At 67.2% G+C, this 22,134-nt stretch carries 21 protein-coding genes; 12 read left to right on the forward strand and 9 right to left on the reverse strand.

All coding sequences use genetic code 11. From position 1 onward, the window contains the following. The first annotated feature begins 21 nt into the window (after positions 1-21). The 7 genes from odhB to L6Q67_RS01750 all read left to right on the forward strand — a co-directional run bounded on the left by odhB (position 22) and on the right by L6Q67_RS01750 (position 8,547). A complete protein-coding gene (gene odhB, locus L6Q67_RS01720) occupies positions 22-1,206 on the forward strand; it encodes a 2-oxoglutarate dehydrogenase complex dihydrolipoyllysine-residue succinyltransferase (protein WP_296564255.1) in 1,185 nt (394 codons plus the stop codon). Between the two features lie 81 nt (positions 1,207-1,287). After that, positions 1,288-2,709 (forward strand): dihydrolipoyl dehydrogenase, encoded by a 1,422-nt coding sequence (gene lpdA / locus L6Q67_RS01725; RefSeq protein WP_296564259.1) that lies wholly within the window; start codon positions 1,288-1,290, stop codon positions 2,707-2,709. A 110-nt stretch (positions 2,710-2,819) separates the two neighbouring features. Continuing rightward, positions 2,820-3,932: a cell division protein ZapE gene (gene zapE / locus L6Q67_RS01730; protein WP_296564265.1), complete on the forward strand. Its 1,113-nt coding sequence runs from the start codon at positions 2,820-2,822 to the stop codon at positions 3,930-3,932. 7 nt (positions 3,933-3,939) lie between these two features. After that, complete coding sequence (locus tag L6Q67_RS01735; protein ID WP_296564268.1) at positions 3,940-4,728, forward strand: hypothetical protein; 789 nt, start codon at positions 3,940-3,942, stop codon at positions 4,726-4,728. A 22-nt stretch (positions 4,729-4,750) separates the two neighbouring features. Next, positions 4,751-6,709, forward strand: coding sequence for an ATP-dependent DNA helicase (locus L6Q67_RS01740; protein WP_296564271.1), 1,959 nt, complete (start codon positions 4,751-4,753; stop codon positions 6,707-6,709). A gap of 152 nt (positions 6,710-6,861) precedes the next feature. Further along, the gene (locus L6Q67_RS01745) at positions 6,862-8,220 is read left to right on the forward strand and encodes a hypothetical protein (protein WP_296564275.1); all 1,359 of its coding nucleotides are present in this window, start codon (positions 6,862-6,864) and stop codon (positions 8,218-8,220) included. Positions 8,221-8,259: 39 nt separating this feature from the next. Continuing rightward, positions 8,260-8,547 (forward strand): putative quinol monooxygenase, encoded by a 288-nt coding sequence (locus L6Q67_RS01750; RefSeq protein ID WP_296564278.1) that lies wholly within the window; start codon positions 8,260-8,262, stop codon positions 8,545-8,547. A 61-nt stretch (positions 8,548-8,608) separates the two neighbouring features. On the opposite strand, the gene sugE is transcribed toward L6Q67_RS01750, so the two are convergent. Continuing rightward, positions 8,609-8,923: a quaternary ammonium compound efflux SMR transporter SugE gene (gene sugE, locus L6Q67_RS01755; RefSeq protein WP_296564281.1), complete on the reverse strand. Its 315-nt coding sequence runs from the start codon at positions 8,921-8,923 to the stop codon at positions 8,609-8,611. A gap of 238 nt (positions 8,924-9,161) precedes the next feature. Between sugE and mobB the strand changes: the two genes are divergently transcribed. From mobB to moaE, 4 genes are read left to right on the forward strand one after another with little or no spacing between them, the layout of a single operon-like run. Further along, the gene (gene mobB, locus L6Q67_RS01760) at positions 9,162-9,656 is read left to right on the forward strand and encodes a molybdopterin-guanine dinucleotide biosynthesis protein B (protein WP_296564283.1); all 495 of its coding nucleotides are present in this window, start codon (positions 9,162-9,164) and stop codon (positions 9,654-9,656) included. Then, entirely contained in the window at positions 9,653-10,876 is a 1,224-nt protein-coding gene (gene glp, locus L6Q67_RS01765) for a gephyrin-like molybdotransferase Glp (RefSeq protein WP_296564286.1), read from the forward strand. The genes mobB and glp overlap by 4 nt, the downstream gene beginning before the upstream one ends. Beyond that, complete coding sequence (gene moaD, locus L6Q67_RS01770) at positions 10,873-11,127, forward strand: molybdopterin converting factor subunit 1 (RefSeq protein ID WP_296564289.1); 255 nt, start codon at positions 10,873-10,875, stop codon at positions 11,125-11,127. The genes glp and moaD overlap by 4 nt, the downstream gene beginning before the upstream one ends. Before the next feature lie 2 nt (positions 11,128-11,129). Further along, complete coding sequence (moaE, locus tag L6Q67_RS01775; protein WP_296564293.1) at positions 11,130-11,591, forward strand: molybdopterin synthase catalytic subunit MoaE; 462 nt, start codon at positions 11,130-11,132, stop codon at positions 11,589-11,591. A gap of 64 nt (positions 11,592-11,655) precedes the next feature. Here moaE and arsA read toward each other — a convergent pair whose 3' ends face one another. Genes arsA through L6Q67_RS01800 form a run of 5 tightly spaced genes read right to left on the reverse strand, consistent with a single transcriptional unit; the run spans position 11,656 to position 15,662 of the window. Further along, complete coding sequence (arsA, locus tag L6Q67_RS01780) at positions 11,656-13,407, reverse strand: arsenical pump-driving ATPase (RefSeq protein WP_296564295.1); 1,752 nt, start codon at positions 13,405-13,407, stop codon at positions 11,656-11,658. Positions 13,408-13,418: 11 nt separating this feature from the next. Then, positions 13,419-13,784, reverse strand: coding sequence for an arsenite efflux transporter metallochaperone ArsD (gene arsD / locus L6Q67_RS01785; RefSeq protein ID WP_296564298.1), 366 nt, complete (start codon positions 13,782-13,784; stop codon positions 13,419-13,421). Between the two features lie 10 nt (positions 13,785-13,794). Continuing rightward, positions 13,795-14,871: an ACR3 family arsenite efflux transporter gene (arsB, locus tag L6Q67_RS01790; protein WP_296564301.1), complete on the reverse strand. Its 1,077-nt coding sequence runs from the start codon at positions 14,869-14,871 to the stop codon at positions 13,795-13,797. 9 nt (positions 14,872-14,880) lie between these two features. Further along, positions 14,881-15,297 carry an arsenate reductase ArsC gene (locus L6Q67_RS01795; protein ID WP_296564311.1) on the reverse strand — a complete coding sequence of 139 codons (417 nt, stop codon included), beginning with the start codon at positions 15,295-15,297 and terminating at the stop codon, positions 14,881-14,883. Next, positions 15,294-15,662 (reverse strand): helix-turn-helix transcriptional regulator, encoded by a 369-nt coding sequence (locus tag L6Q67_RS01800; protein ID WP_296564314.1) that lies wholly within the window; start codon positions 15,660-15,662, stop codon positions 15,294-15,296. Before L6Q67_RS01800 ends, L6Q67_RS01795 begins: the two co-directional genes overlap by 4 nt. A gap of 261 nt (positions 15,663-15,923) precedes the next feature. Between L6Q67_RS01800 and L6Q67_RS01805 the strand changes: the two genes are divergently transcribed. Beyond that, positions 15,924-18,278, forward strand: a complete 2,355-nt coding sequence (locus tag L6Q67_RS01805) for a PAS domain-containing hybrid sensor histidine kinase/response regulator (RefSeq protein WP_296564317.1) — start codon at positions 15,924-15,926, stop codon at positions 18,276-18,278. A gap of 48 nt (positions 18,279-18,326) precedes the next feature. Here L6Q67_RS01805 and L6Q67_RS01810 read toward each other — a convergent pair whose 3' ends face one another. The 3 genes from L6Q67_RS01810 to L6Q67_RS01820 are packed head-to-tail and all read right to left on the reverse strand — an operon-like array spanning position 18,327 to position 22,110. Next, a complete protein-coding gene (locus L6Q67_RS01810; protein WP_296564320.1) occupies positions 18,327-20,135 on the reverse strand; it encodes a TRAP transporter large permease subunit in 1,809 nt (602 codons plus the stop codon). An 8-nt stretch (positions 20,136-20,143) separates the two neighbouring features. Next, the gene (dctP, locus tag L6Q67_RS01815) at positions 20,144-21,157 is read right to left on the reverse strand and encodes a TRAP transporter substrate-binding protein DctP (RefSeq protein ID WP_296564323.1); all 1,014 of its coding nucleotides are present in this window, start codon (positions 21,155-21,157) and stop codon (positions 20,144-20,146) included. A 29-nt stretch (positions 21,158-21,186) separates the two neighbouring features. Continuing rightward, a complete protein-coding gene (locus tag L6Q67_RS01820) occupies positions 21,187-22,110 on the reverse strand; it encodes a TRAP transporter TatT component family protein (RefSeq protein ID WP_296564325.1) in 924 nt (307 codons plus the stop codon). Positions 22,111-22,134 lie beyond the last annotated feature (24 nt).

Here is a 22,134-nt window from a genome sequence, read left to right on the forward strand (position 1 = left end):
ATTGAACAAGAGGGAGAAAACATGCTGATCGAAGTCAAAGTGCCGCAACTGTCCGAGTCCGTTTCCGAAGCCACGCTGGTGAGCTGGCACAAGAAGGAAGGCGACGCCGTTTCCCGCGATGAGAACCTGATCGACATCGAGACCGACAAGGTCGTGCTCGAGACCCCGGCTCCGGCCGACGGCGTGCTGGTCAAGATCGTCAAGAACGGCGGCGACTCCGTGACCTCCGGCGAAGTCATCGCCACCATCGACACCGAAGCCAAGGCCGCCGCCGGCGCACCGGCTGCTGCTGCCGCTCCGGCTGCTGCCCCTGCCGCCGCTGCTCCGGCTGCTGCCGTCAGCGCTGCCAGCCCGTCTGCCCGCAAGATCCTCGACGAGAAGGGCATCGCTGCTGGCGACGTCGCCGGTTCGGGCCGTGGTGGTCGTGTGACCAAGGAAGACGCCGTGGCTGCCCAGCCCAAGGCTGCCGCCGCTGCAGCGCCTGCCGTGGCCGTTGCCACCGGCGACCGTGCCGAACAGCGCGTTCCCATGACCCGTCTGCGTGCCCGCATCGCCGAGCGCCTGATCCAGTCCAAGAACGAAAACGCCATCCTGACCACCTTCAACGAGGTCAACATGGCGCCGGTCATGGCCCTGCGCAAGCAGTACGCCGACAAGTTCGAGAAGGCTCACGGCGTGCGTCTGGGCTTCATGGGCTTCTTCGTGAAGGCTGCCGTCGCCGCCCTCAAGAAGTTCCCCATCCTGAACGCCTCGGTCGATGGCAACGACATCGTCTACCACGGCTACATCGACATCGGCATCGCTGTCGGTTCCCCCCGTGGCCTGGTGGTGCCCATCCTGCGTGATGCCGACCAGATGTCTGTGGCCGACATCGAGAAGAAGATCGCCGAATACGGCCAGAAGGCCAAGGACGGCAAGATCTCCATCGAAGAGCTCACCGGTGGCACCTTCTCCATCTCCAACGGTGGTGTGTTCGGTTCCATGATGTCCACTCCGATCATCAACCCGCCCCAGTCCGCGATCCTCGGCATCCATGCCACCAAGGACCGCGCCGTGGTGGAAAATGGTCAGGTCGTCGTGCGTCCGATCAACTACCTCGCCATGTCCTACGACCACCGCATCATCGACGGCCGCGAAGCCGTCCTTGGCCTGGTGACCATGAAGGAAGCCCTGGAAGATCCGGCCCGTCTGCTGCTGGACGTCTGATCTCACTGACCTGAGGCACGGCCGCGGCAGCTCGTCTGCCGCCGCCGTGCCTTGTTTCAATCCGAACAAGGAAGAACACACATGGCGAAGCAATTCGACGTTCTGGTCATCGGCGGTGGTCCCGGTGGCTACGTGGCTGCAATCCGCGCCGCACAACTCGGTTTCAACACGGCCTGCGCCGAATCCAATCCGTATGCCGACCCGAAGGGCGAGCCCCGTCTGGGTGGCACCTGCCTCAACGTGGGCTGCATCCCGTCCAAGGCACTGCTGCACACCTCGCACCTGTTCGAGGAAGCCGGTCATGCCTTTGAAGAGCAGGGCATCTCCGTCGGCACTCCGAAGATCGACGTGGCCAAGATGATCGGCCGCAAGTCCAAGATCGTCGAGCAGCTCACCGCCGGCATCAAGGGCCTGTTCAAGAAAAACAAGGTCACCTTCCTGGCGGGGCACGGTTCCTTCGTCGCCAAGACCGATGCCGGTTGGCAGGTCAAGGTGGGCGACGAGGTCGTCGAGGCCAAGAACGTGATCGTGGCCACCGGCTCCACCGCCCGTCACCTGCCCGGCATCCCCGTGGACAACAAGCTGGTGTGCGACAACATCGGCGCTCTGGATATCGACACCGTTCCCAAGCGCCTCGGCCTCATCGGTTCCGGCGTGATCGGTCTCGAAATGGGTTCGGTCTGGAAGCGCCTCGGTTCCGAAGTGACCATCCTCGAAGCCATGGACAGCTTCCTCGGCGCCGCCGACCAGGATCTGGCCAAGGAAGCCCTCAAGCTGTTCACCAAGCAGGGCCTGGACATCAAGCTGTCCGTCAAGGTCGGCAAGGTCTCCGTGGGCAAGAAGTCGGTTACCGTTGAGTACGAAACCAAGGATGGCGCCCAGAAGGCCGAGTTCGACCGCCTGATCGTCTCCGTCGGCCGCGTGCCCAACACCGCCGGTCTCAACGCCGAAGCCGTCGGCCTCAAGCTCGACGAGCGTGGTTTCATCGACGTGAACGGCCACAACCAGACCAACCTGTCCGGCGTATGGGCGGTGGGCGACGTGGTGCGCGGCCCGATGCTGGCCCACAAGGCCATGGAAGAAGGCGTTGCCGTGGCCGAGACCCTTGCCGGTCAGAAGGGCCACACCAACTTCGACACCATCCCCTGGGTCATCTACACCTCCCCGGAAATCGCCTGGGTGGGCAAGACCGAGCAGCAGCTCAAGGCCGAAGGCGCCGCCTACAAGGTTGGCAAGATCCCGTTCATGGCCAACGGCCGTGCCCTGGGCGCCGGTACCCCGGCGGGCTTCGTCAAGATGATTGCCGATGCCAACACCGACCGCATCCTCGGCGTGCACATCATCGGCTCCAACGCCTCCGAGCTGATCGGCGAGGCCGTGGTGACCATGGAGTTTGCCGGTGCGTCCGAGGATCTGGCGCGCATCTGCCACGCTCACCCGACCCTGTCGGAAGTCGTCCACGAAGCCGCCCTGGCGGTGGACAAGCGTCCTCTGCACTTCTGATCGCCGGGGGCCGGTTTGCCGGCCCCTGCGTCAGCCGGGGGTGGTCAGGCGTAAAATGCCTCACCACCCCCGTTTCCATCCGCAGCACCCCATAAGAACACGTCACGACGATGCCCCATCGAATTCTCAAGGTTGCCGAGCACGGCATGCTCGAGGCCTACGACGCCACCCTCAAGGCCCGCGGTTTCAAATCCGATCCGGCCCAGCGTGCTGCTGCCCAGCGCCTGCAGGGCCTGTATTCCGAGCTGGTTGCCTTCAAGGCCGCCCGCAAGGGCACCCTGCGCAAGTTGCTGTCCCGGCCCAAGCAGCCCCGCAGTGTCTATTTCTGGGGGGGCGTGGGGCGTGGCAAGAGCTTTCTGATGGACTGCTTCTATGACTCGGTGCCCTACCAGCGCAAGCGCCGGGTGCACTTCCATGCCTTCATGCAGGAAGTGCAGAACGACCTGAAGAACCTCAACAACGAAGCCGACCCCCTGCAGAAGGTGGCGGACCGTATCGCCCGCCAGACCCGCCTGCTGTGCTTCGACGAGTTCCACGTGTCCGACATCGCCGACGCGATGATCCTCGGCCGCCTGCTCGACGCCCTGTTCGCCCGGGGGACCATCTTCGTGATGACCTCCAACTATCCGCCGGATGGCCTGTATCCCAACGGTCTGCAGCGCATCAACTTCCTGCCGACCATCGACATGATCAAGCGTCGCTTCGACGTGGTCGAGGTGGATCATGGCACCGACTATCGCCTGCGCACCCTGGAGCAGATGGACGCCTTCCTGGTGCCCGGCGATGACACGGCCGACAAGCACCTGGCCAGCGACTTCGAGAAGATCGCCGGCACCAAGGGCGAGGCCGGCGAGATCGAGGTGCTGGAGCGCAAGCTCAAGGTGCAGCGCAAGGCGCCGGGCGTCATCTGGTTCGACTTCGACACCCTGTGCGGCGGCAACCGTTCCCAGAACGACTACCTGGAGATCGCCCGGGAGCACCACACCCTGATCCTCTCCCGTGTGCCCAGGATGAGCGCCGCCATGGCTTCGGAGGCGCGGCGCTTCACCTGGCTGATCGACGTGCTCTACGACCATAGGGTCAAGCTGCTGGTCAGTGCCGAGTGCCAGGCCTACGACCTCTACGTGGAAGGCCGTCAGGCCAGCGAGTTCCATCGCACCGTCAGCCGCCTGATCGAGATGCGCTCCCGCGATTATCTGGCCGAAGCCCATCGGGTTGATTGAGTCACCGATGCGCTGGCTGTCCGCCTGCTTTTTCGCCGTCTTGACGTTGGCAGCTCCGGCCACCTTCGCCGAGGGGCGTCTCGAGATCATCACCCTGCGGCATCGCCCGGCAGCGCAGATCGTCCCGACCCTGCGCCCGCTGGTGGAGCCCGGCGGGGCCCTGAGCACCTTGGACGACAAGATCCTGCTGCGGGTGTCTCCCGCCAACCTGGCGGAGCTCCGTGCGGCCATCGATGCCCTGGATACGCCCCTGCGGCGGCTGGTGGTGTCGGTGCGCCAGGATCGCAGCAGCGAAGGGCAGGGGGCCGCTGTGGGCCTGTCGGGCCGGCTTGAGCCGGGCCAGAGCCGTATCCGCATTGATGGCGGGGCAGGGCAGTACCGTCAGGCCGAAGGCGTCAGCCAGCAGGTGCAGGTGGTCGAAGGCGGGCGGGCGCTGATCCGCGTTGGCCAGTCGCTGCCGGTGGCCATGCGTGAGTGGCGCCCCGGCCCGGGCGGCTGGCAGCCCGTCGACAGCGTGCGCTACACCGACGTGGGCAGCGGCTTTCTGGCGTCGCCGCAGCTCATCGGCGAGCGCGTGAACATCGAGATCGCCCCCGACATGGAGCGTGTCGGCGCCAGCGGCGTCATCGAGACCAGTCGCCTTGCGACGTCGATCAGCGGCCGCCTGGGCGAGTGGATCCCCCTGGGCGGTACTCAAACCGACGCCAGCCGCGGCAGCCAGGGCACCGCCGGCATCGGCCGGGACAGCCGCAGCAGCCAGGCCGCCGTGTGGCTGCGGGTGGACGTGGTCGAGTAAGCGCCCCATTGCCGGAACATCCATGAACGTAGAAAAAGCCTTTGCCGCCGACGGCCCCCTGGCCGCCTCAATCCCCGGCTTCAACCCGCGCCCCCAGCAGATCGAGATGGCCGAGCACATTGCCGCCACCCTCAAGGATAACGGCGTGCTGGTGGCCGAGGCCGGCACCGGCACGGGCAAGACCTACGCCTACCTGGTCCCGGCGCTCCTCAATGGCGGCAAGGTGATCATCTCCACCGGCACCAAGACGCTCCAGGACCAGCTCTACAACCGGGATCTGCCCACCATCCGCGGGGCCCTCAAGGTGCCGGTGGGGGTGGCGCTCCTCAAGGGGCGGGCCAACTACGTCTGCCACTACCACCTGGCCCGCAACCTGGTGGACGGGCGCTTCACGACACCGGAAGACGCGGCTCACCTGCGTGCCATCGGGCGCTTCATGGAGATCTCCCAGAGCGGAGACAAGGCCGAATGCCCCGAGGTGCCCGAGGACGCCGCGGCCTGGATGTTCGCCACCTCGTCCCGGGACAACTGCCTGGGCCAGGAATGCCCCAACATCAAGGAGTGCTTTGTGGCCGCCGCCCGGCGGGCCGCCATGGATGCCGACGTGGTGGTGGTCAATCACCACCTGTTCTTTGCCGACGTGATGCTGCGGGACGAAGGCATGGGCGAGCTGCTGCCCTCCTGCAACGCGGTGATCTTCGACGAGGCCCACCAGCTGCCCGAAACCGCCAGCCTGTTCTTTGGCGAGAGCGTGTCCACGTCCCAGCTGCTGGAGCTGGCTCGCGACACCCGCTCCGAGACCGTGGCCGCCGCGCGGGACTGCCTCGACCTGATCGAGGCCACCCGCAAGCTCGAAAAGGCCGCCCGCGATCTGCGCCTCAGCGTGAATGCCGAGAACGCCCGCTTCGGCTTCGCCCAGCTCGACGACAACAAGCCTTTCCATGACGCGGTGGAGGCCCTGGACGCCGAGCTGGCGGCCTTCTGCACTATCGTCGAGACCCAGGCCGAGCGCTCCGAAGGCCTCGCCAACTGCCTGCGCCGCACCCAGGAGCTGCAGCAGATCCTGGCTCGCTGGCAGAACCCGGAGGGCACCGACTGGGTGCGCTGGATCGAGGTCTTCAGCCAGTCCCTGGCCCTGCACGCCACGCCTCTGTCCATCGCCAGCATCTTCAAGCGGCAGATGGACGGCCACCCCCGGGCCTGGATCTTCACCTCTGCCACCCTCGCGGTAGGGCGCGACTTCGGCCACTACTGCCGCGAGCTGGGCCTGCACTGGGTCGAGCCGCCCATCGACACCGCTGTGTGGGGCAGCCCCTTCAATTACCCCGAGCAGGCGGTGCTGTACGCACCCCAGAACATGCCGGAGCCCAACAGCCCCGAGTACCCGGACGCCGTGGCCGAGGTTGCGTTTCCGCTGATCCGCGCCGCCCAGGGGCGTGCCTTCGTGCTGTGCACCTCACTCCGGGCCATGCGTCGTATCCACGAGGTCATCGCCGACAAGCTCGAACGGGAGAAGCTCAAGCTCCCGCTGCTCATCCAGGGCGAAGGCTCCCGCACCGAGCTGCTCGACCGCTTCCGCCGTCTCGGCAACGCCATCCTGGTGGCCAGCCAGAGCTTCTGGGAAGGGGTGGATGTGCCCGGCGATGCGCTGTCGGTGGTGGTCATCGACAAGCTGCCCTTCGCTCCACCCGATGATCCGGTGCTGGCCGCACGCATCGAACACATGCAGAAGTCCGGCCGCAGCCCCTTCATGGAATACCAGCTGCCCCGCGCCGTCATCAACGTTAAACAGGGGGCTGGCCGCCTGATCCGCACCGAGCGGGACAAGGGCGTGCTCGCCATCTGCGATCCCCGCATGCTCACCAAACCCTATGGCAAGCGCGTCTGGCAGAGCCTGCCGCCCATGCGCCGGAGCAAGGTGGAGGCCGAAGTGGTGGCCTTCCTTGAGCAGCTCCCCCCACCGGCCGGGAAGGGCGACTGAAGTCCGCCCTCCGCGAGCCGGAGCGCGCGCCTTTCGTGGGGGCGAACTCGTTCGACCTCGCACCCCCGATCACCGGCAGGCCTTGACCCACGTTCAGGTCCGCGGGGCGCCGGCTTGCTAGAATTCATCGCATCTGGTCCAGAGATCCTCCCGTGCCCGCCAAGACTCCCGCCCTGTCCCTTGATGCCCTTGCCCGGCTCGCCAGCGCCCTCACTTCCGGCTCTTGCGCGGATACGGCCGAGGCGCTCAACGCGGGCTGCCAGTGCGTGTCCCTCGATCGCCAGGTGCTGCTCGACGCCCTGGCCCGTGACCCCCGGGACGGCGCCCTTCAGGCCCTGCTGGCCGAGTCCCGCCCCCATCTGTTTGCCGACTCCATGGCCTTTGTATCGGCGGCACACGTGGACGCCATGGCCCGCATCGTCGCAGCCATCGAACGCGTCGTGGCGCTGCCGGCCTGGCAGGACGCGGTGCTGGCCTGGGCACCTTCTGCAGCCCGCCGGCCGGCCCGCGCAGCGGGTGTCTTCCTGGGCTACGACTTTCACCTGGGGGATGACGGCCCGCGCCTCATCGAGATCAATACCAACGCGGGTGGCGGTTTGCTCAACGCCATTCTCGGGCGGGCCCAGCGGGCGTGTTGCCCCGAAGTGGCAGGGGTGATGGCCGCGGCGCCGGAGCCCTATGCCGACCTGGAAAGCGCCTTTGTCGAGATGTTCCGCAGCGAATGGCGGCTGGAGCGGGGCGAGCAGGCCCTGCGCAGTATCGCCATCGTCGATGAAGCCCCCCAGGGCCAGTACCTGCTGCCCGAGTTCCTGCTCTTCCAGCGCCTCTTCGAGCGCCACGGCATCGCTGCCCGCATCTGTGATCCGGCTGAGCTTGTCCATGGGGATGCCGGCCTGACCCTGCATGGCGAGCCTGTGGACCTGGTGTACAACCGCCTCACCGATTTCTCGTTCGATGCGCCGGCCAGCGCCGCCCTGCGCGCGGCCTGGATGGCCGGCACTGCGGTGATCACTCCCCACCCCCGGGCCCATGCTCTTTATGCCGACAAGCGCAACCTCATCCTGCTCTCCGACGCCGATGCCCTGCGTCGCCTCGGGGCCGATGAGGCCACCATCGCCACCCTGCTGCAGGGGGTGCCCCGCACGGAGGCGGTCGATGCCGGCCGTGCCGACGAGTTTTGGTCCCGCCGCCGGCAGCTCTTCTTCAAGCCGACTGCGGGCTTCGGCAGCCGGGGTACCTACCGGGGTGACAAGCTGACCCGCCGGGTGTTCGCCGAGATCCTCGCCGGCGATTACATTGCCCAGACCCTGGTGCCGCCCTCGGAGCGCCGCCTGGAGGTGGAGGGCGCCCCGGTGGATCTCAAGATGGACCTGCGCAACTATGTCTACCAAGGCCAGGTCCAACTGGTCACCGCGCGCCTCTACCAGGGCCAGACCACCAACTTCCGCACTCCCGGTGGCGGTTTTGCGCCAGTCCTGGCCGTACCCTGCGGTGCGGCGGGTAGTGACTGAACCGCCTGTCTCTTCCATCCCCCATTTCGGAGTCCCTTCATGCCCCTCAGCGTAGTCGCCACCATCACCGCCAAGCCCGAGTTCCGCACCGACGTCCGCCAGGCCCTCGACCAGATCATCCCGCCCAGCCGCGCCGAGGCCGCCTGCCTGCACTACGAGCTGCATATCACCCGGGACAAGCCCGACAGTTTCGTGATGATCGAACGCTGGGAGGACGACGCTGCCCTGGAGCGTCACATGGCCACGCCGCACTTCGCGGCACTGGTAGCCGCCATCGACGGCAAGGTGACGGGCGTGGACATCGTGCGTCTGGACCCTGTGGCCTGAGGGTTGGTGCTCAGCGCGGATCTTCCCGTGGGGTCGATAATGCGCTGAGCCGGTCCTCCGTTCAGGACAGCAGCTTGAGCCCGGCGATGCCGGCCACAATCAGGCCCACGCAGATCAGCCGGCCGAGGGTGGCGGGCTCGCCGAACAGGATGATTCCCAGGATCACGGTGCCTGCCGCGCCGATGCCGGTCCAGATGGCGTAAGCCGTGCCGACGGGTAATGTGCGGAGCGCACTGGCGAGCAGGAGCAGACTGACGAGCATCGACGACAAAGTCGCCACCGAGGGCCAGAGCCTCGTGAATCCGTCCGTGTATTTGAGCCCGATGGCCCAGCCGATTTCCAGCAGGCCAGCAAGAAGAAGAGTAAACCAAGCCATGACGCACCTCTGCATTGGGGGGTAGGGTCGTCCCAACCAGATTGAGTCTGGCGTGGGGTCGTCCCCACGCAATGGCTGCGCCGATTCTATCGATGCCCGCCGTGAGCGGCAAGGTCTGCTTTGCCCATGTCGCATTGCCTCCCGGGTTGTTTGCGCAGGCTTGCTACCTGAGCTTCCCCGTCTTGCTACAATCCCGCGCCTGTCTGCCCGACCTCTTAGCGCCCGGAGGCGCACGCCAATGAAAGTCTTCGGCTTCGCCGGCTGGTCCGGCTCCGGCAAGACCACGCTGATCGAGCGAGTCATTCCCGAGATCACTGCCCGCGGTCTGCGGGTATCGGTGATCAAGCATGCCCACCATGGTTTCGACGTGGACAAGCCGGGCAAGGATTCCTGGCGGCACCGTGAGGCGGGGGCGGGGGAGATCCTGCTGGTGTCCGACGAGCGCTGGGTGCTGATGCATGAAATGCGCGGGGCGCCCGAGCCCGATCTGGCGGCGCAGCTGGCCATCCTGTCGCCCTGCGATCTGGTGCTGGTGGAGGGTTTCAAGGACGTGCCCATCCCCAAGATCGAGATCCACCGCCCGGCCCATGGCAAGGCGCTGCTCTACCCCGACAACCCGGCCATTGTGGCGATTGCCACGGACGCGGATCTATCCGCTCCCTTGCCCTGTCTCAACCTCAATGATCCGGCCGCCGTGGCGGCTTTCATCCTCACTCATCAAGGGCTTTCATGAATTCTTCCCTGCGTCCTTTCGACGAGGTGCGTGCGGCGCTGCTGGCGGCCGCCGAGCCGCTTACCGACATCGAGCAGGTGCCCACCGCCGAGGCCCTGGGTCGGGTGCTGGCCCGGGCCCAGGTGTCCGGCCTGCAGGTGCCGCCCCTGGATAACTCCTCGATGGATGGCTACGCCGTATGCACGGCCGATGTGGCGGCCCCGGGCACGCGTTTGCGGGTGGGGCAGCGCATTCCTGCTGGCAGTGTCGGCCATACCCTTGAGCGGGGTACGGCGGCGCGCATCTTCACCGGTGCGCCGGTTCCCCATGGGGCGGATGCGGTGGTGATGCAGGAGTCGTGCGCGGTGGATGGCGGGGATGTGCTCATCAATCACGTACCTCGGGTGGGGGAGTGGATCCGCCGGGCAGGCGAGGACATCGCCCTCGGTTCCACCGTGCTGGCCGCCGGGGTGCGCCTCAAGCCGCAGATGCTGGGCCTCGCCGCGTCGGTGGGCTGCGCCGCGCTGCCGGTGTTCCGGCGCCTGCGGGTGGCCCTGTTTTCCACCGGCGACGAGCTGGTGATGCCCGGCGAGCCCCTGCCGCCGGGGGCCATCTACAACTCCAACCGCTACGTGTTGCGGGGCCTGCTGGAGGCCCTGGGCTGCCAGGTGTGCGACCTGGGCATCGTGCCCGACAGCCTGGAGGCCACCCGGGCGGCCCTGCGCATTGCGGCGGCCGGCAACGATCTGATCGTCACCAGCGGTGGCGTGTCCATGGGTGAGGAGGACCACATCAAGCCGGCGGTCAGCGCCGAAGGGCGCCTCGATTCCTGGCTGGTGGCCATGAAGCCCGGCAAGCCGGTGGCCTTCGGGCGGGTCAATGATCCGGCCGGCGGGCCCGGAGCCGCCTTCATCGGTCTGCCCGGCAACCCGGTGTCCAGCTTCGTCACCTTCATTCTGCTGGTGCGGCCTTTCGTACTGCGTGCCCAGGGCGTCGTGAGTTGCCTGCCGAAGGCCATTCCCCTGACCGCCGCCTTCGACTGGCCCCGGCCCGACCGGCGCCGGGAGTTCCTGCGGGCGCGGATTGCCGACGATGGCCGGGTGGTGCTGTTTCCCAATCAGGGGCCTGGGGTGCTCACCTCCACGGTGTGGGCCGACGGGGTCATCGATAATCCACCCGGGCAGGCCATCGTGGCCGGCGACCGGGTGTCCTTCATTCCTTATTCCGAGCTGTTGTCATGAGCGTCAAAGTCCTTTATTTCGCCAGCCTGCGGGAAACCCTGGGCTATTCCCACGAAACCCTGACCCTGCCCGAGTCTGTCTCCACCATTGGCGCCCTGCGGGGCCACCTGGCCCGGCGCGGTGGTGCCTGGGAGGCCCTGGGCGAGGGGCGCAACGTGCGTGCGGCGATCAACCAGGAGATGGTCGGGCCCGAGTCGGCGCTGGCCGACCGGGACGAGATCGCGTTTTTCCCCCCCGTGACCGGAGGTTGAAGATGAGTGTCAGTGTCCAGGAAGCCGATTTCGATGTGGGGGCCGAGACGGCGGCCCTGTCCGCCGGGCGCCTGGACGTGGGGGCCGTGGCCACCTTCGTCGGCCTGGTGCGCGCCGACAAGCTGAGCGGGGAGGGGAGCGAGGTGTCGGCGATGACCCTCGAGCACTACCCCGGCATGACCGAGAAATCCCTCGAGGCCATCGTTGCCGAGGCCGGCGGACGCTGGCAGCTCCAGGGCGTCCGTGTGATCCACCGTTTCGGCCGTCTGCTGCCGGGGGATCGGATCGTCTTTGTCGGCGTGGCCAGCGCCCATCGGGGCGACGCCTTTGCCGCCTGCGAGTTCATCATGGACTACCTCAAGACCCGCGCGCCCTTCTGGAAGAAGGAAGACACCCCGGAAGGCGGGCGCTGGGTGGATGCCCGCGAGGCCGATGATTCGGCCGCTGCCCGCTGGTCGGATTAAGCTTTGGTCAGGCGGGCCTGCCCGGGTGTCCCGGCAGGCCCGTTCAATACCTCTCCCCCGAGCTTCACCGACGAGTGAGCTGTGCCAGACCGGCCTCTCCGGCCGGGGTTTCAGCCAGCCAGGGAATCAGGGCGCACTGCCGTGACAGCGCATCCGCCACGCGACGGATGAAGGGTATTTCGTACTCACCCCGCTGGGCCAGCAACGGGTCCTGGGTGCCGCTGGCAAGCAGAGACTGGTTGATGACCCAGGCGCAGGGCGTGATGCCGGCCCGGCCCAGATCGCCCTGCAGGCGCTCGGCTTCATGCACCGGCGTGGCCTCCGGCAGGGTCACGATCACCACCCGGGTGTAGTCCGGGTCGCGCAGGCGCGGCAGCAACTGGCGGACAAACTCGGGCATGTCGCCCTGGGCCCGGGTGACTTCCCGGTGATACGCCTCGGCGGCATCCAGGAGCAGGATGGTGTGGCCGGTGGGCGCCGTATCCAGCACCACGAAGCCCTCCTTGCCCTCATCGACGGTGCGGGCGAAGGCCCGGAACACGGCGATCTCCTCGGTGCACGGGGAACGCAGGTCTTCCTCCAGCATGGCACGGCCGCTGACGTCCAGCTGCTTGCCGGCCTTTTCCAGCACGTCGCGGGTGTATTGGGCCACTTCCCGGGCGGGGTCGATGCGGGTGACCGTCAGGCCGGGGATGTTGCCGTCGATGGTGCTGGCCACATGGGAGGCCGGATCGGTGGTCGATAGCACGACCTTGTAGCCCTGCCGCGCCAGGGCGACGGCAATGGCTGCGGCGACGGTCGTCTTGCCGACACCGCCCTTACCCATGGTCATGATGACGCCGTGCCCGCTGCGGGCAAAGGCATCGACCAGCCCGGCCAGGCCTGGTGGCAGGGGGGTACCGGCCGTGCCGGGTGTCGTCGGCAGTGCCGCTGTCTCGGGGTGCGCCATCAGGCGCAGGGCGTCGAGACCGACGGTTCCGCGAGGCAGGAAGGGGATCGTGGTGCCAGGCAGTTCGGCGAGACTCGCCGGCATTTCAGCCAGTGCGGTGCTCGCCCGCCGCGACATCGCCACCGCCACGGCGTCGTCCTGGCGGTCGGTGCTGAAGAGACCGTTGATGGCCAGCAGCTGGTTGGAGATACCGAGCTCGGCCAGTTCGCCCCGGGTCCGGTTGGCTTCTCGCAGCGCGGCAGCCTCCGGCCGGCTGACCAGGATGACCGTCGTTTCGGCGGCATTCGCGAGGCGAGCCACCGTCGCCGCATAGAGCGCCTTCTGCTTTTCCAGGCCCGCCAGGGGGCCCAGGCACGAGGCGCCGCCAGTTGACGAAGTGATGAACTCCGTCCATGCCGAGGGCAGGGTGAGCAGGCGCAGGGTATGGCCGGTGGGGGCGGTATCGAAGATGACGTGGTCGAAGTCGGCCGTTGCCGTCGGGTCGCCGAGCAGCTTGGAGAACTCGTCGAAGGCGGCGATCTCCACCGTGCAGGCCCCGGAGAACTGCTCTTCCATGCTCTGGATGGCCGCCGCCGGCAAGACGCCGCGATACGGCGCCACCATGCGCTCCCGGTAGGCGTGCGCCGCGGCTTCAGGGTCGATGTTCAGCGCGAACAGGCCCGGTGCGCCAGGAATGGCAGTCGGCGTCTGGCTCAGGCCGACACCCAGCACTTCGTCCAGGTTCGACGCCGGGTCGGTGCTGACGATGAGTACCTTCCTGCCGGCATCGGCCATGGCCAGGCCGGTGGCGCAGGACAGTGATGTCTTGCCGACGCCGCCCTTGCCGGTGAAGAACAGGTAGCGGGTCTGCGTATCGGGGAGTGCCATCGTCGTCGCCCTCAGCAGGTGCCGGGCTTGCAGCCGCAGCCGCCGGCCTTGATGTGCGGCTTTTCGGCGGTGGTGAGGGCGATGCCCAGCTTCTGGGCCAGTTGCGCGCGGGACGGGTACATGCCGGTGGAGACGATGTGGCCGTCCACGGCGAGGATGGGCAGCCGGTCCATGCCGGCTTCCATTTCCTTGAGCACCGCCGGATTGGCGGCGAAGGCCTGTGGCTCCTGGCCCAGGTTGTGACGCTCAACGGCAATGCCGTGGGCCTCGGCCCACTTCAGGTCGGCGGCGAACTGGGCCAGCACCGGGTCCACATCAACACCGCAGACACCCGTGGAGCAGCACATGGCCGGGTCGAACACTTCGAGTTTTTTCATGATTCCCTCCTTACGCGTTCTGGGCTTCGTACCAGCCCTTGGATGCATTGACCACCTTCACTACCAACAGCATGACCGGCACCTCGATGAGGACGCCCACCACCGTCGCCAGGGCCGCGCCCGACTCGAAGCCGAACAGGCTGATGGCGGCGGCCACGGCCAGCTCGAAGAAGTTCGAGGCGCCGATGAGCGCTGACGGGCAGGCGACACTGTGCTTCTCGCCGACCACCTTGTTCAGCCAGTAAGCCAGGGCCGAGTTGAAGAACACCTGGATGAGGATGGGCACGGCGAGCAGGGCGATGACCAGCGGTTGCCTGATGATGGCTTCGCCCTGAAAGGCGAACAGCAGCACCAGGGTGGCCAGCAGCGCCGCGATGGACCATGGGCCGATCTTTGCCATCGCCGCATCGAAGGCCGCCGGCCCCCGGGCCAGCAGCGCCTTGCGCCATAGCTGGGCCAGGATCACCGGAATCAGGATGTAGAGCACCACCGAGGTCAGCAGCGTATCCCAGGGTACGCTGATGGACGAGATGCCGAGCAGCAAGCCGACCAGCGGTGCGAAGGCGAACACCATGATGCTGTCGTTCATGGCCACCTGCGACAGGGTGAACAGGGGGTCGCCATTGGAGAGCCGGCTCCACACGAACACCATCGCCGTGCATGGCGCCGCGGCCAGCAGGATGAGGCCGGCGATGTAGCTGTCGAGCTGGTCGGCGGGCAGCATCGGTGCAAACAGGTTGCGCACGAACAGCCAGCCCAGAAAGGCCATCGAGAACGGCTTCACCAGCCAGTTCACAAACAGGGTCACGCCAATGCCGCGGACGTGCTGCCTGACCTCATGCAGGGCACCAAAATCCACCTTCACCAGCATCGGGATGATCATCACCCAGATGAGCAGGCCCACCGGCAGATTCACCTGGGCCAGCTCCATTTGGCCGATGGACTGGAACAGACCCGGAGCCAGCTGGCCGGCGGCGATGCCGATGACGATGCACAGGAAGACCCACACACTCAGGTAGCGCTCGAAGACGCTCATCGGTGCGCCGGGGGCGGCCCTGGCAGTCACTTCACATTGAACAGCAGACATGGCAGCTCCTTACAGGCCCAGGGCGGCACGGACGGCGGGCACCAGGCGGGCGCGAATGTCGTCGCGGACCGCCACAAAGCGCTCCAGCGGCTCGCCGTGGGGGTCGTGAAAACCGACGTGGATGCGCTTTACCGGGCGGGGGAAGACGGGGCAGGTTTCCCGGGCGTTGTCGCAGACACTGACCACCAGATCGATGTGCTGGTCCGCCACATCTTCAACCGTCTTGGGGTGAAGGCCCGCGGTTGGCAGCCCAGCAAGTTGCAGGGCCTCGATGGCGCCATCGGCGACCTTGGGCTGGGGCTCGGTGCCGGCGGAGATGCCATGCACAAGCCCGGCCAGGTCGTGATTGAGAATGGCCTCGCCCATCTGGGAGCGGCAGGAGTTGCCGGTGCAGAGGACGAGGACGGTGAAGATACGGTCGCTCATGATGCGTTTCCTTCTGGGGTGGAGGTTTTGGCACGCCGTTTGGCGCTGGTGTCGCAGAGGGCTGTCTTGGGCAGGCAGGCTTTTCCCTGGCAGCAGTTGTGGGTCAGGAAGGCGATCAGCTCGTCCATGGTTCCGTACTCGGCGGAGTAGCGGATGAAGCGGCTCTCGCGTTCGCCCTTGATGAGGCCGACACGGCTCAGATGGGACAGGTGAAACGACAGCGTCGCCCCGGGAAGGCCCAGCGCTTCACCGATGGCGGTGACGTTCATGCCTTCGGGGCCTGCTTCGACCAGCAGACGGAAGATGGTGAGGCGGGATTCATGCCCGAGGGCGGCGAGGAGTTCAGCGGCGTTTAAGGTTTCCATATTTCCAATATTATCGAAATATTGAAGGTGGAGTGTGAAGATTTTGTAACACGCCCGCGTGGAGGCGTTGGCAACCCTGCAGCCCCATCAAGCCCGCGTCATTCCCGGGATTGCGGCGGTGTTGTGCAATGGCGCACGGGCGCTGTGTGTGTTGCGTCAAATCCGCATTGTTACAAGGGGGATATAGTGGAATCTCTTATGCACTGACGCGGAGGGCGTGACCCGGGGTGAGCGGTATCGGAGGCCCCGAGAGCGAGAGTCATGACTGACCAAACTCCCCATTCGTCGCCGGGTGTCGCGTTCCGCTTTGTGCTGGCCGATTCGCTGCGCCTCCTGATTGTCGACGCCGGTGTGATGGCTTTGCTGGGCTTTCGGCCCGAAGACATGCTCAGCGGCGCCGTGGCCCTTCCGGATCGGATTCACCCCGACGATGCCGATCTGGCCGCGCTGCTGTTCGCATCCTCGTCGCTGCCCCGGACGGGTAGCTGCAATCTGCGGGTGCGCGGTGCGGACGGGCGGATCCTCTGTGTCAGGGCTGACCATCACGCCTATCAGGCAGGGGGCGACGCGCTTCTCGACCTGAGCCTCCATGACGCCCGGGCGCTGCCCCGAACCCTGGCGTGTGCTTCCGGCAACGGATCTCTGGCGGCAATGCTGGAGAACTCCGACGATTTCATCTATTTCAAGAACCGCAATCACGTCTTCACGGGGGTGAGCCAGTCCCTGCTGACCCTGTGCAGCCCACCGGCGCCGCGGACGGAACTACTGGGGCTGACCGATTACGACGTGTTTCCCGAGGCCTATGCCGACATCTATTACCGCCTCGAGAAAGAGGTGTTTGCCGGCGCCGCGTCGGTCCGGGAGGTGCAGGCCTACCAGGCGCTGGATGGTCGCAAAGGTTGGGTCGATAACCGCAAGTACCCGATCCACAACGATCGGGGGGAGATCATCGGCCTGTACGGCATCGCCCGGGACATTACCGTGCAGCTTCATGCCGAAGCCGCGCTGCACGAGGAAAGACAGCGTTTCCGCTCTCTGCTCGAAAACACCGTCAACATCGCCGTGCAGGGCTATGACCGCCATCGCCGTGTGATCTTCTGGAACCACGCCAGTGAGCTGCTCTACGGCTACTCCGCGCAAGAGGCCATGGGGCAGCTACTGGAGGATCTGATCATCCCCGCGGCCCTGCGCAGTGCCGTGATTGCCGAGATAGAGGCCTGGGTTGCGGGCGGCCCCTCCATTCCGCCCGGTGAGTCGACCCTGCGGCGCAAGGACGACGTGCCGGTCACTGTGTATTCCAGCCACGTGATGCAGGCTGGTGCGGACGGCCCCGAGATGTACTGCCTGGATATCGACCTCTCGGAGCGCAAGCGTACGGAGCTGGAGCTGGCCCGGCACCGCGACCATCTGGAGCAGCTGGTCCACGCCCGCACGGTTGACCTTTCTGTGGCCAAGGAGGCAGCGGAGGCGGCCAGCCGTGCCAAGAGCACCTTTCTCGCCAACATGAGCCACGAGCTGCGTACCCCCATGAGCGGCATCATCGGCATGCTGGCCCTGGCCAGACGTTGCATGGCCGATGCTGCCGGCCTGGATCACCTAGACAAGGCGAGGCAGGCCGCCGATCACCTGCTCGCCGTGCTCAACGACATCCTCGACATCTCCAGGATCGAAGCCGAGCGCATGCGTCTTGAAGATCTGCCCTTGGACCTGGGCAGCCTGTTTGACCAACTGCTCAGCGTGCTCGCCCAGAAGGCCACCGAGAAAGGCCTGCGACTGGAGATGGACCTGCCCGGGCGGCTGGCCCGTCTGCCCCTGCGGGGCGACCCGCTGCGCCTCTCCCAGATCCTGATCAACCTGGCGGGCAATGCCGTCAAGTTTACCGAGCGTGGCGGCGTCATCGTGCGGGCCTGGCTCGTTGAAGAAACGCCCGACCAGGCCCAGGTGCGCATTGAGGTGAGCGACTCGGGCATCGGCATTGATCCGGAAGCCCAGGCCCGCCTGTTCAACGCCTTCGAGCAGGCCGACAACTCGATGACCCGCCGCTATGGGGGCAGCGGGCTCGGGCTGGCCATCAGCAAACGCCTGGTGGGCCTGATGGGCGGCGAGATCGGTGTCGAAAGCCGTTCCGGGTCGGGTAGCACTTTCTGGTTTACGGTGCGCCTGCTGAAGGGCAGGCCAGCCCCTTCCGTTGTCACCGCCATGGAGTTCGCGTCAGCCGAGAGGCAGATTCAGCGGGATCATGCCGGCGCCCGTATCCTGCTGGCTGAAGACGAACCCATCAACCGGGAGGTCACCCTGTCCCTGTTGGAAGACCTGGGGATCCAGGCCGATGTGGCAGAGGACGGCCTGCAGGCCCTCAACATGGCCCGGCAGACCGCCTATGCGCTGATCCTGATGGACATGCAGATGCCGAACATGAACGGAGTGGAATCGGCACGGTGCATCCGCGCCGATTCCCTGTGCCGGAACACGCCCATCCTGGCCATGACCGCCAATGCTTTCGACGACGACCGCAAGGCCTGCCTGGCGGCGGGAATGAACGATTTCCTCAGCAAACCCGTGGAGCCGGAGCGGCTGTTCGAGACACTGTTGCGGTGGCTGTCCGCCGCCGGCTGAGCGTACCCTCACGCCACGGCGGCGTCCTCCGCCCGGGGCGATGCGCTGTTACTTCCCGAACAGCTCCGGCAGCCCGGTGGCCAGCCAGGGCAGCCACGAGATGGTGAGCGCCCCCAGAAAGATCGCCAGCAGGGCCGGGAGCACCGAGATGGCGATTTCCTTCACCGGCCGGGCGAACATGGCCGAGGCGAAGAAGATGTTCATGCCCGCCGGTGGGCACAGGAAGCCCATCTCCATCACCGCCAGGAAGATCACCCCGAAGTGCACCGGGTCGATGCCGTAGCTCAGGGCCACCGGCAGCAGCAGGGGCACCAGCACGACGATGGCGGCGTAGATCTCCATCAGCGCGCCGGCCAGGAACAGGAAGGCGTTGAGGGCCACCAGGAAGGCGAACTTGTTGGGCAGGGCGGCCTGCACCCACTCCACCGCCGCGTCGGGGATGCCGGCATCCACCAGGTAATTGGTGAGGCCCAGGGCCATGCCCAGGATCACCATCACGCCGCCGATCACCTGGGCGCAGTCGGCCAGACAGCGGCGCAGCAGGGCCCAGTCCAGCTCCCGGTGGGCCACCGCCTGGGTGAGGATGGCATAGGCCGCGGTGAGGGCCGCGCTCTCGGTAGGCGTTGCCAGGCCGCTGATCAATGAACCGATGGCCAGCACCGGGGCCAGGATCTCCCAACGTGCCGCCCAGGCAGCGGCCCGGGCCTGGCGCAGGTTGGCGCGGGGCTGATCGGGGGCGCCCGCCAGCTTTGCCGCAGGGCGCAGATAGCCACCCACCACCAGCAGGAAGGCCACCATTACCAGCGCCGGCAGGATGCCCGCCAGGAACATGCTGTGGATGGGCACCCGGGCGATGATGGCGTACATGATCAGCGGCACGGAGGGCGCCAGCAGCACGCCCAGGGCACTGGCGCTGGTGACCAGGCTGATGCCCTTGCGCTCGGGAAAGCCGGCGTCCTTGAGCAGGGGCAGCAGCAGCCCGCCGAGGGCCAGGATGGTCACGCCGCTGCCGCCGGTGAAGGCGGTGAAGAAGGAGCACAGCAGCGCGGCGGCGATCACCGTGCCGGTGGGGCCGCCGCCGAAGCTGGCGGTGAACAGCGTGCCCAGGCGCCCGGCGGCGCCGCTGCGGGCAAACACCAGCCCGGCCAGGGTGAACAGGGGCAGGGCGGGCAGGGAGGGATTGACGGTGATCTGGTAGTGGCTGAGGGGCACCGAGGCCAGGGGCTGGCCTTCCGCCCAGAAGAGGGCCAGGGCCAGGCCGCCGAGGATGGCGAAGATCGGCGCCCCGGCCAGCAGCACCAGCACCAGACCGAAGGCGAAGGGGGCCAGGGGCAGGGGGCTGCCGTCGAAGCGCAGGGCCAGGGCGAAGCCCGTACCGGCCAGGGCCAGCCCCAGCAGCAGGCGGGCGACGTGGCGCGGTGCACAGCGGCTGCCCAGGCGGATGCCGAGGATCACGAAGCCGGCTGGCATCAACGCCTGCACGGCCCACACCGGGATGCCGTAGGCCAGCTCGCGCCCGCCTTCCATCTCGCTGGCCACAAAGCTCCAGCTGGCGGCGCCGAGCATGCCGGTAAGCACGGCCGCGCCACCGTTGGCGATCAGCCTGGCGGCGCGCTTCAGCCAGGGGCTGTGACTGCCGGCGAGGCCGCTGCCGAGGGTGCTCAGGTGGCCGCCCCTTTCAGCCAGCACGGCGCCGAACATGGCCACGGCCAGGCCCAGGTGCTGGACCAGAAGGGCGGCGTTGGCGATGCCCTTGCCATGCAGGGGGCGCAGGGCGATCTCGACCAGGGGGATGAGGGTCATCAGCGCCAGCGCCGTGGAGGCGATGGCTTCGTCGACAGCCGGAAAGCGGCGCATGGCGGGGCTCAGCGTTTGCCGGCCCGGTAGGCCTTCAGCAGGGCGAAGACCTCGTCAAAGGTCTCGGCCGGCACCATGTGGCCGCGGATGCGCGGATAGAGCTTGTCGGCGAGGGCGTTCCATTCCTGCATCTGTTCGGCCGTCGGCGTGTGCACCTGCAGGCCGCGCTTCTTCATGGCGGTCACGGCTTCGTCCACCTCCTGGCGGGCCCGGGTGCGCATCTGCAGGCCGGCCTTGGCGCCGGCCTCGCGCAGGGTGCTCTGGGCGGCTGGCGTCATCTCGTCCCAGCTCTTCTTCGTCACCACCAGGGCGCCGACGATGGGCGCCCAGTTGATGTCGAGCATGTGCGGGGCGGTGTTGTACACCTGGCTGGCCAGGGCGAAATAGGGGGTGGCCGGCACGGCGTTGATCATGCCGGTCTGGATGGAGGGCAGGATGTCGCTGGTCTCCAGGGGCACGGGGGTGTAGCCCATGCTCTTCATGATCTCCTGCTGTTCGTTCTCGCCGGCCCAGGCGAAGAATTTCATCTTCTTGTAGTCATCCGGGCGCACCGCCGCCTCCTTCGAGAAGAAGCGCACCCAGCCTGCGTCGCCCCAGGCCAGCACCACGAAACCCTTGTCCAGGAACTTCTTCTCCATGGCCGGGCGCATCTTCTCGCGCACGTAGTCCACCTCTTCCCAGCTGCGGAAGAGCAGGGGCATGGCCTGCAGGGCGGCGATGGTCGGTTCGATCTCGCGCAGGCCCACCACCGACAGCAGGGCACCCTGCAGCTGGCCGATGCGCATGCGCCGGGCCATGTCGGTTTCACCGCCCTGGCTGCCGTCCGGGTAGATCACGTACTTCGCGCCTTCGCCCTGGCTGGCACGCCAGGCTTCGCCCACCTCCATCAGCTGGCGGTGGTAGAGGGAGTTTTTGGGGGCCAGGGTGCCGATGCGCAACTGCGGCGCGGCGAGGGCGGGCGTGGCAGGAAGGGCAAGGAGCAGACCGAGGGTGAGGGCGGCGAGGCGGCCGGGTTTGAACATGGAGTAAGTCCGGAAAGGATGGGGGGCGATCAGAAGAGGTCGTCGGCGGTGCTGATGAGCCATTCGGCCCGGCGGCGCATCACGGCGTTGGAGAGGGTCAGGGGGCTGCCGGGGGTGTCACGTACGGCCAGAGCCTGGTGAAGCAGCGCCAGGAAGGCGGCCTTGTCGCCGGCAGGCTGGGCGTGGCCTTCGGCCTTGGCCACGAAGGCGCCGGCGTTGTGCCCGGCGCCCAGGCGCAGGGCCTCGTCGAAGTAGGCTTCGGCTTGCGCACGGCTGCCGCCCGGGCGTGCCGCTTCGAAGCTGCCCATCAGGCTGGCCAGGGCGCCGTCGCCGTATGTGGGGTCGCTGTCCCAGGCGAGCCGGGCCAGACGTATCGCGGCGGGCAGGTCGGCGACGGTGTCGGGGTCGTCCTTGGAGAGGGAGATCAGCCCGCCCCAGGCCGCTGCGGCCCAGTAGGCGAGGGGGCGTTGCTGCGGGGGCAGGGGCGGGAGCGGGGTTTGCCCGTCAAGCTGGCGGCGCAGGCCCGGCCGGCTGGTTTCGAGGGCAGAAAGGGCATGGTCCCGGCCCCGGCGATAGAGGTTTGCCGCCCGGCTGCGCAGGCGGGCAGCGGCCCGGGCATCGGTGGTCTCCAGACGATCGGCCTCGAAGGCGACGAAGGCGTAGGCGTACTGGGTGAAACCACCCGCCACGGCGCCAGCCAGGGGCAGGTGCCCGGGCTGTTCGCGCAGCACGGACTCGGACAGCTTGAGGTAGAAGGCTGCGGCGTCCCGGGCCAGCTCCGGGTCATCCTCGGCGGACTGGCCCTGGCCCGCCAGGCTGTCGGCCATCTCGTTCAGCACCAGCTGGCGTGGCGCGCAGGCACACAGGCTGAGGGCCAGCAGCGGAAGGAGCAGGGCGCGGGCGAGGCTGGCGGGCCTGAGGCGGGCGGAGCGGGGGGCAAGACAGGGTGCCATGGCAGGGGCGTGCCCCGCGGCCGG

The sequence above is a fragment of the Zoogloea sp. genome (genome assembly GCF_023150065.1).
Taxonomy (GTDB): domain Bacteria; phylum Pseudomonadota; class Gammaproteobacteria; order Burkholderiales; family Rhodocyclaceae; genus Zoogloea.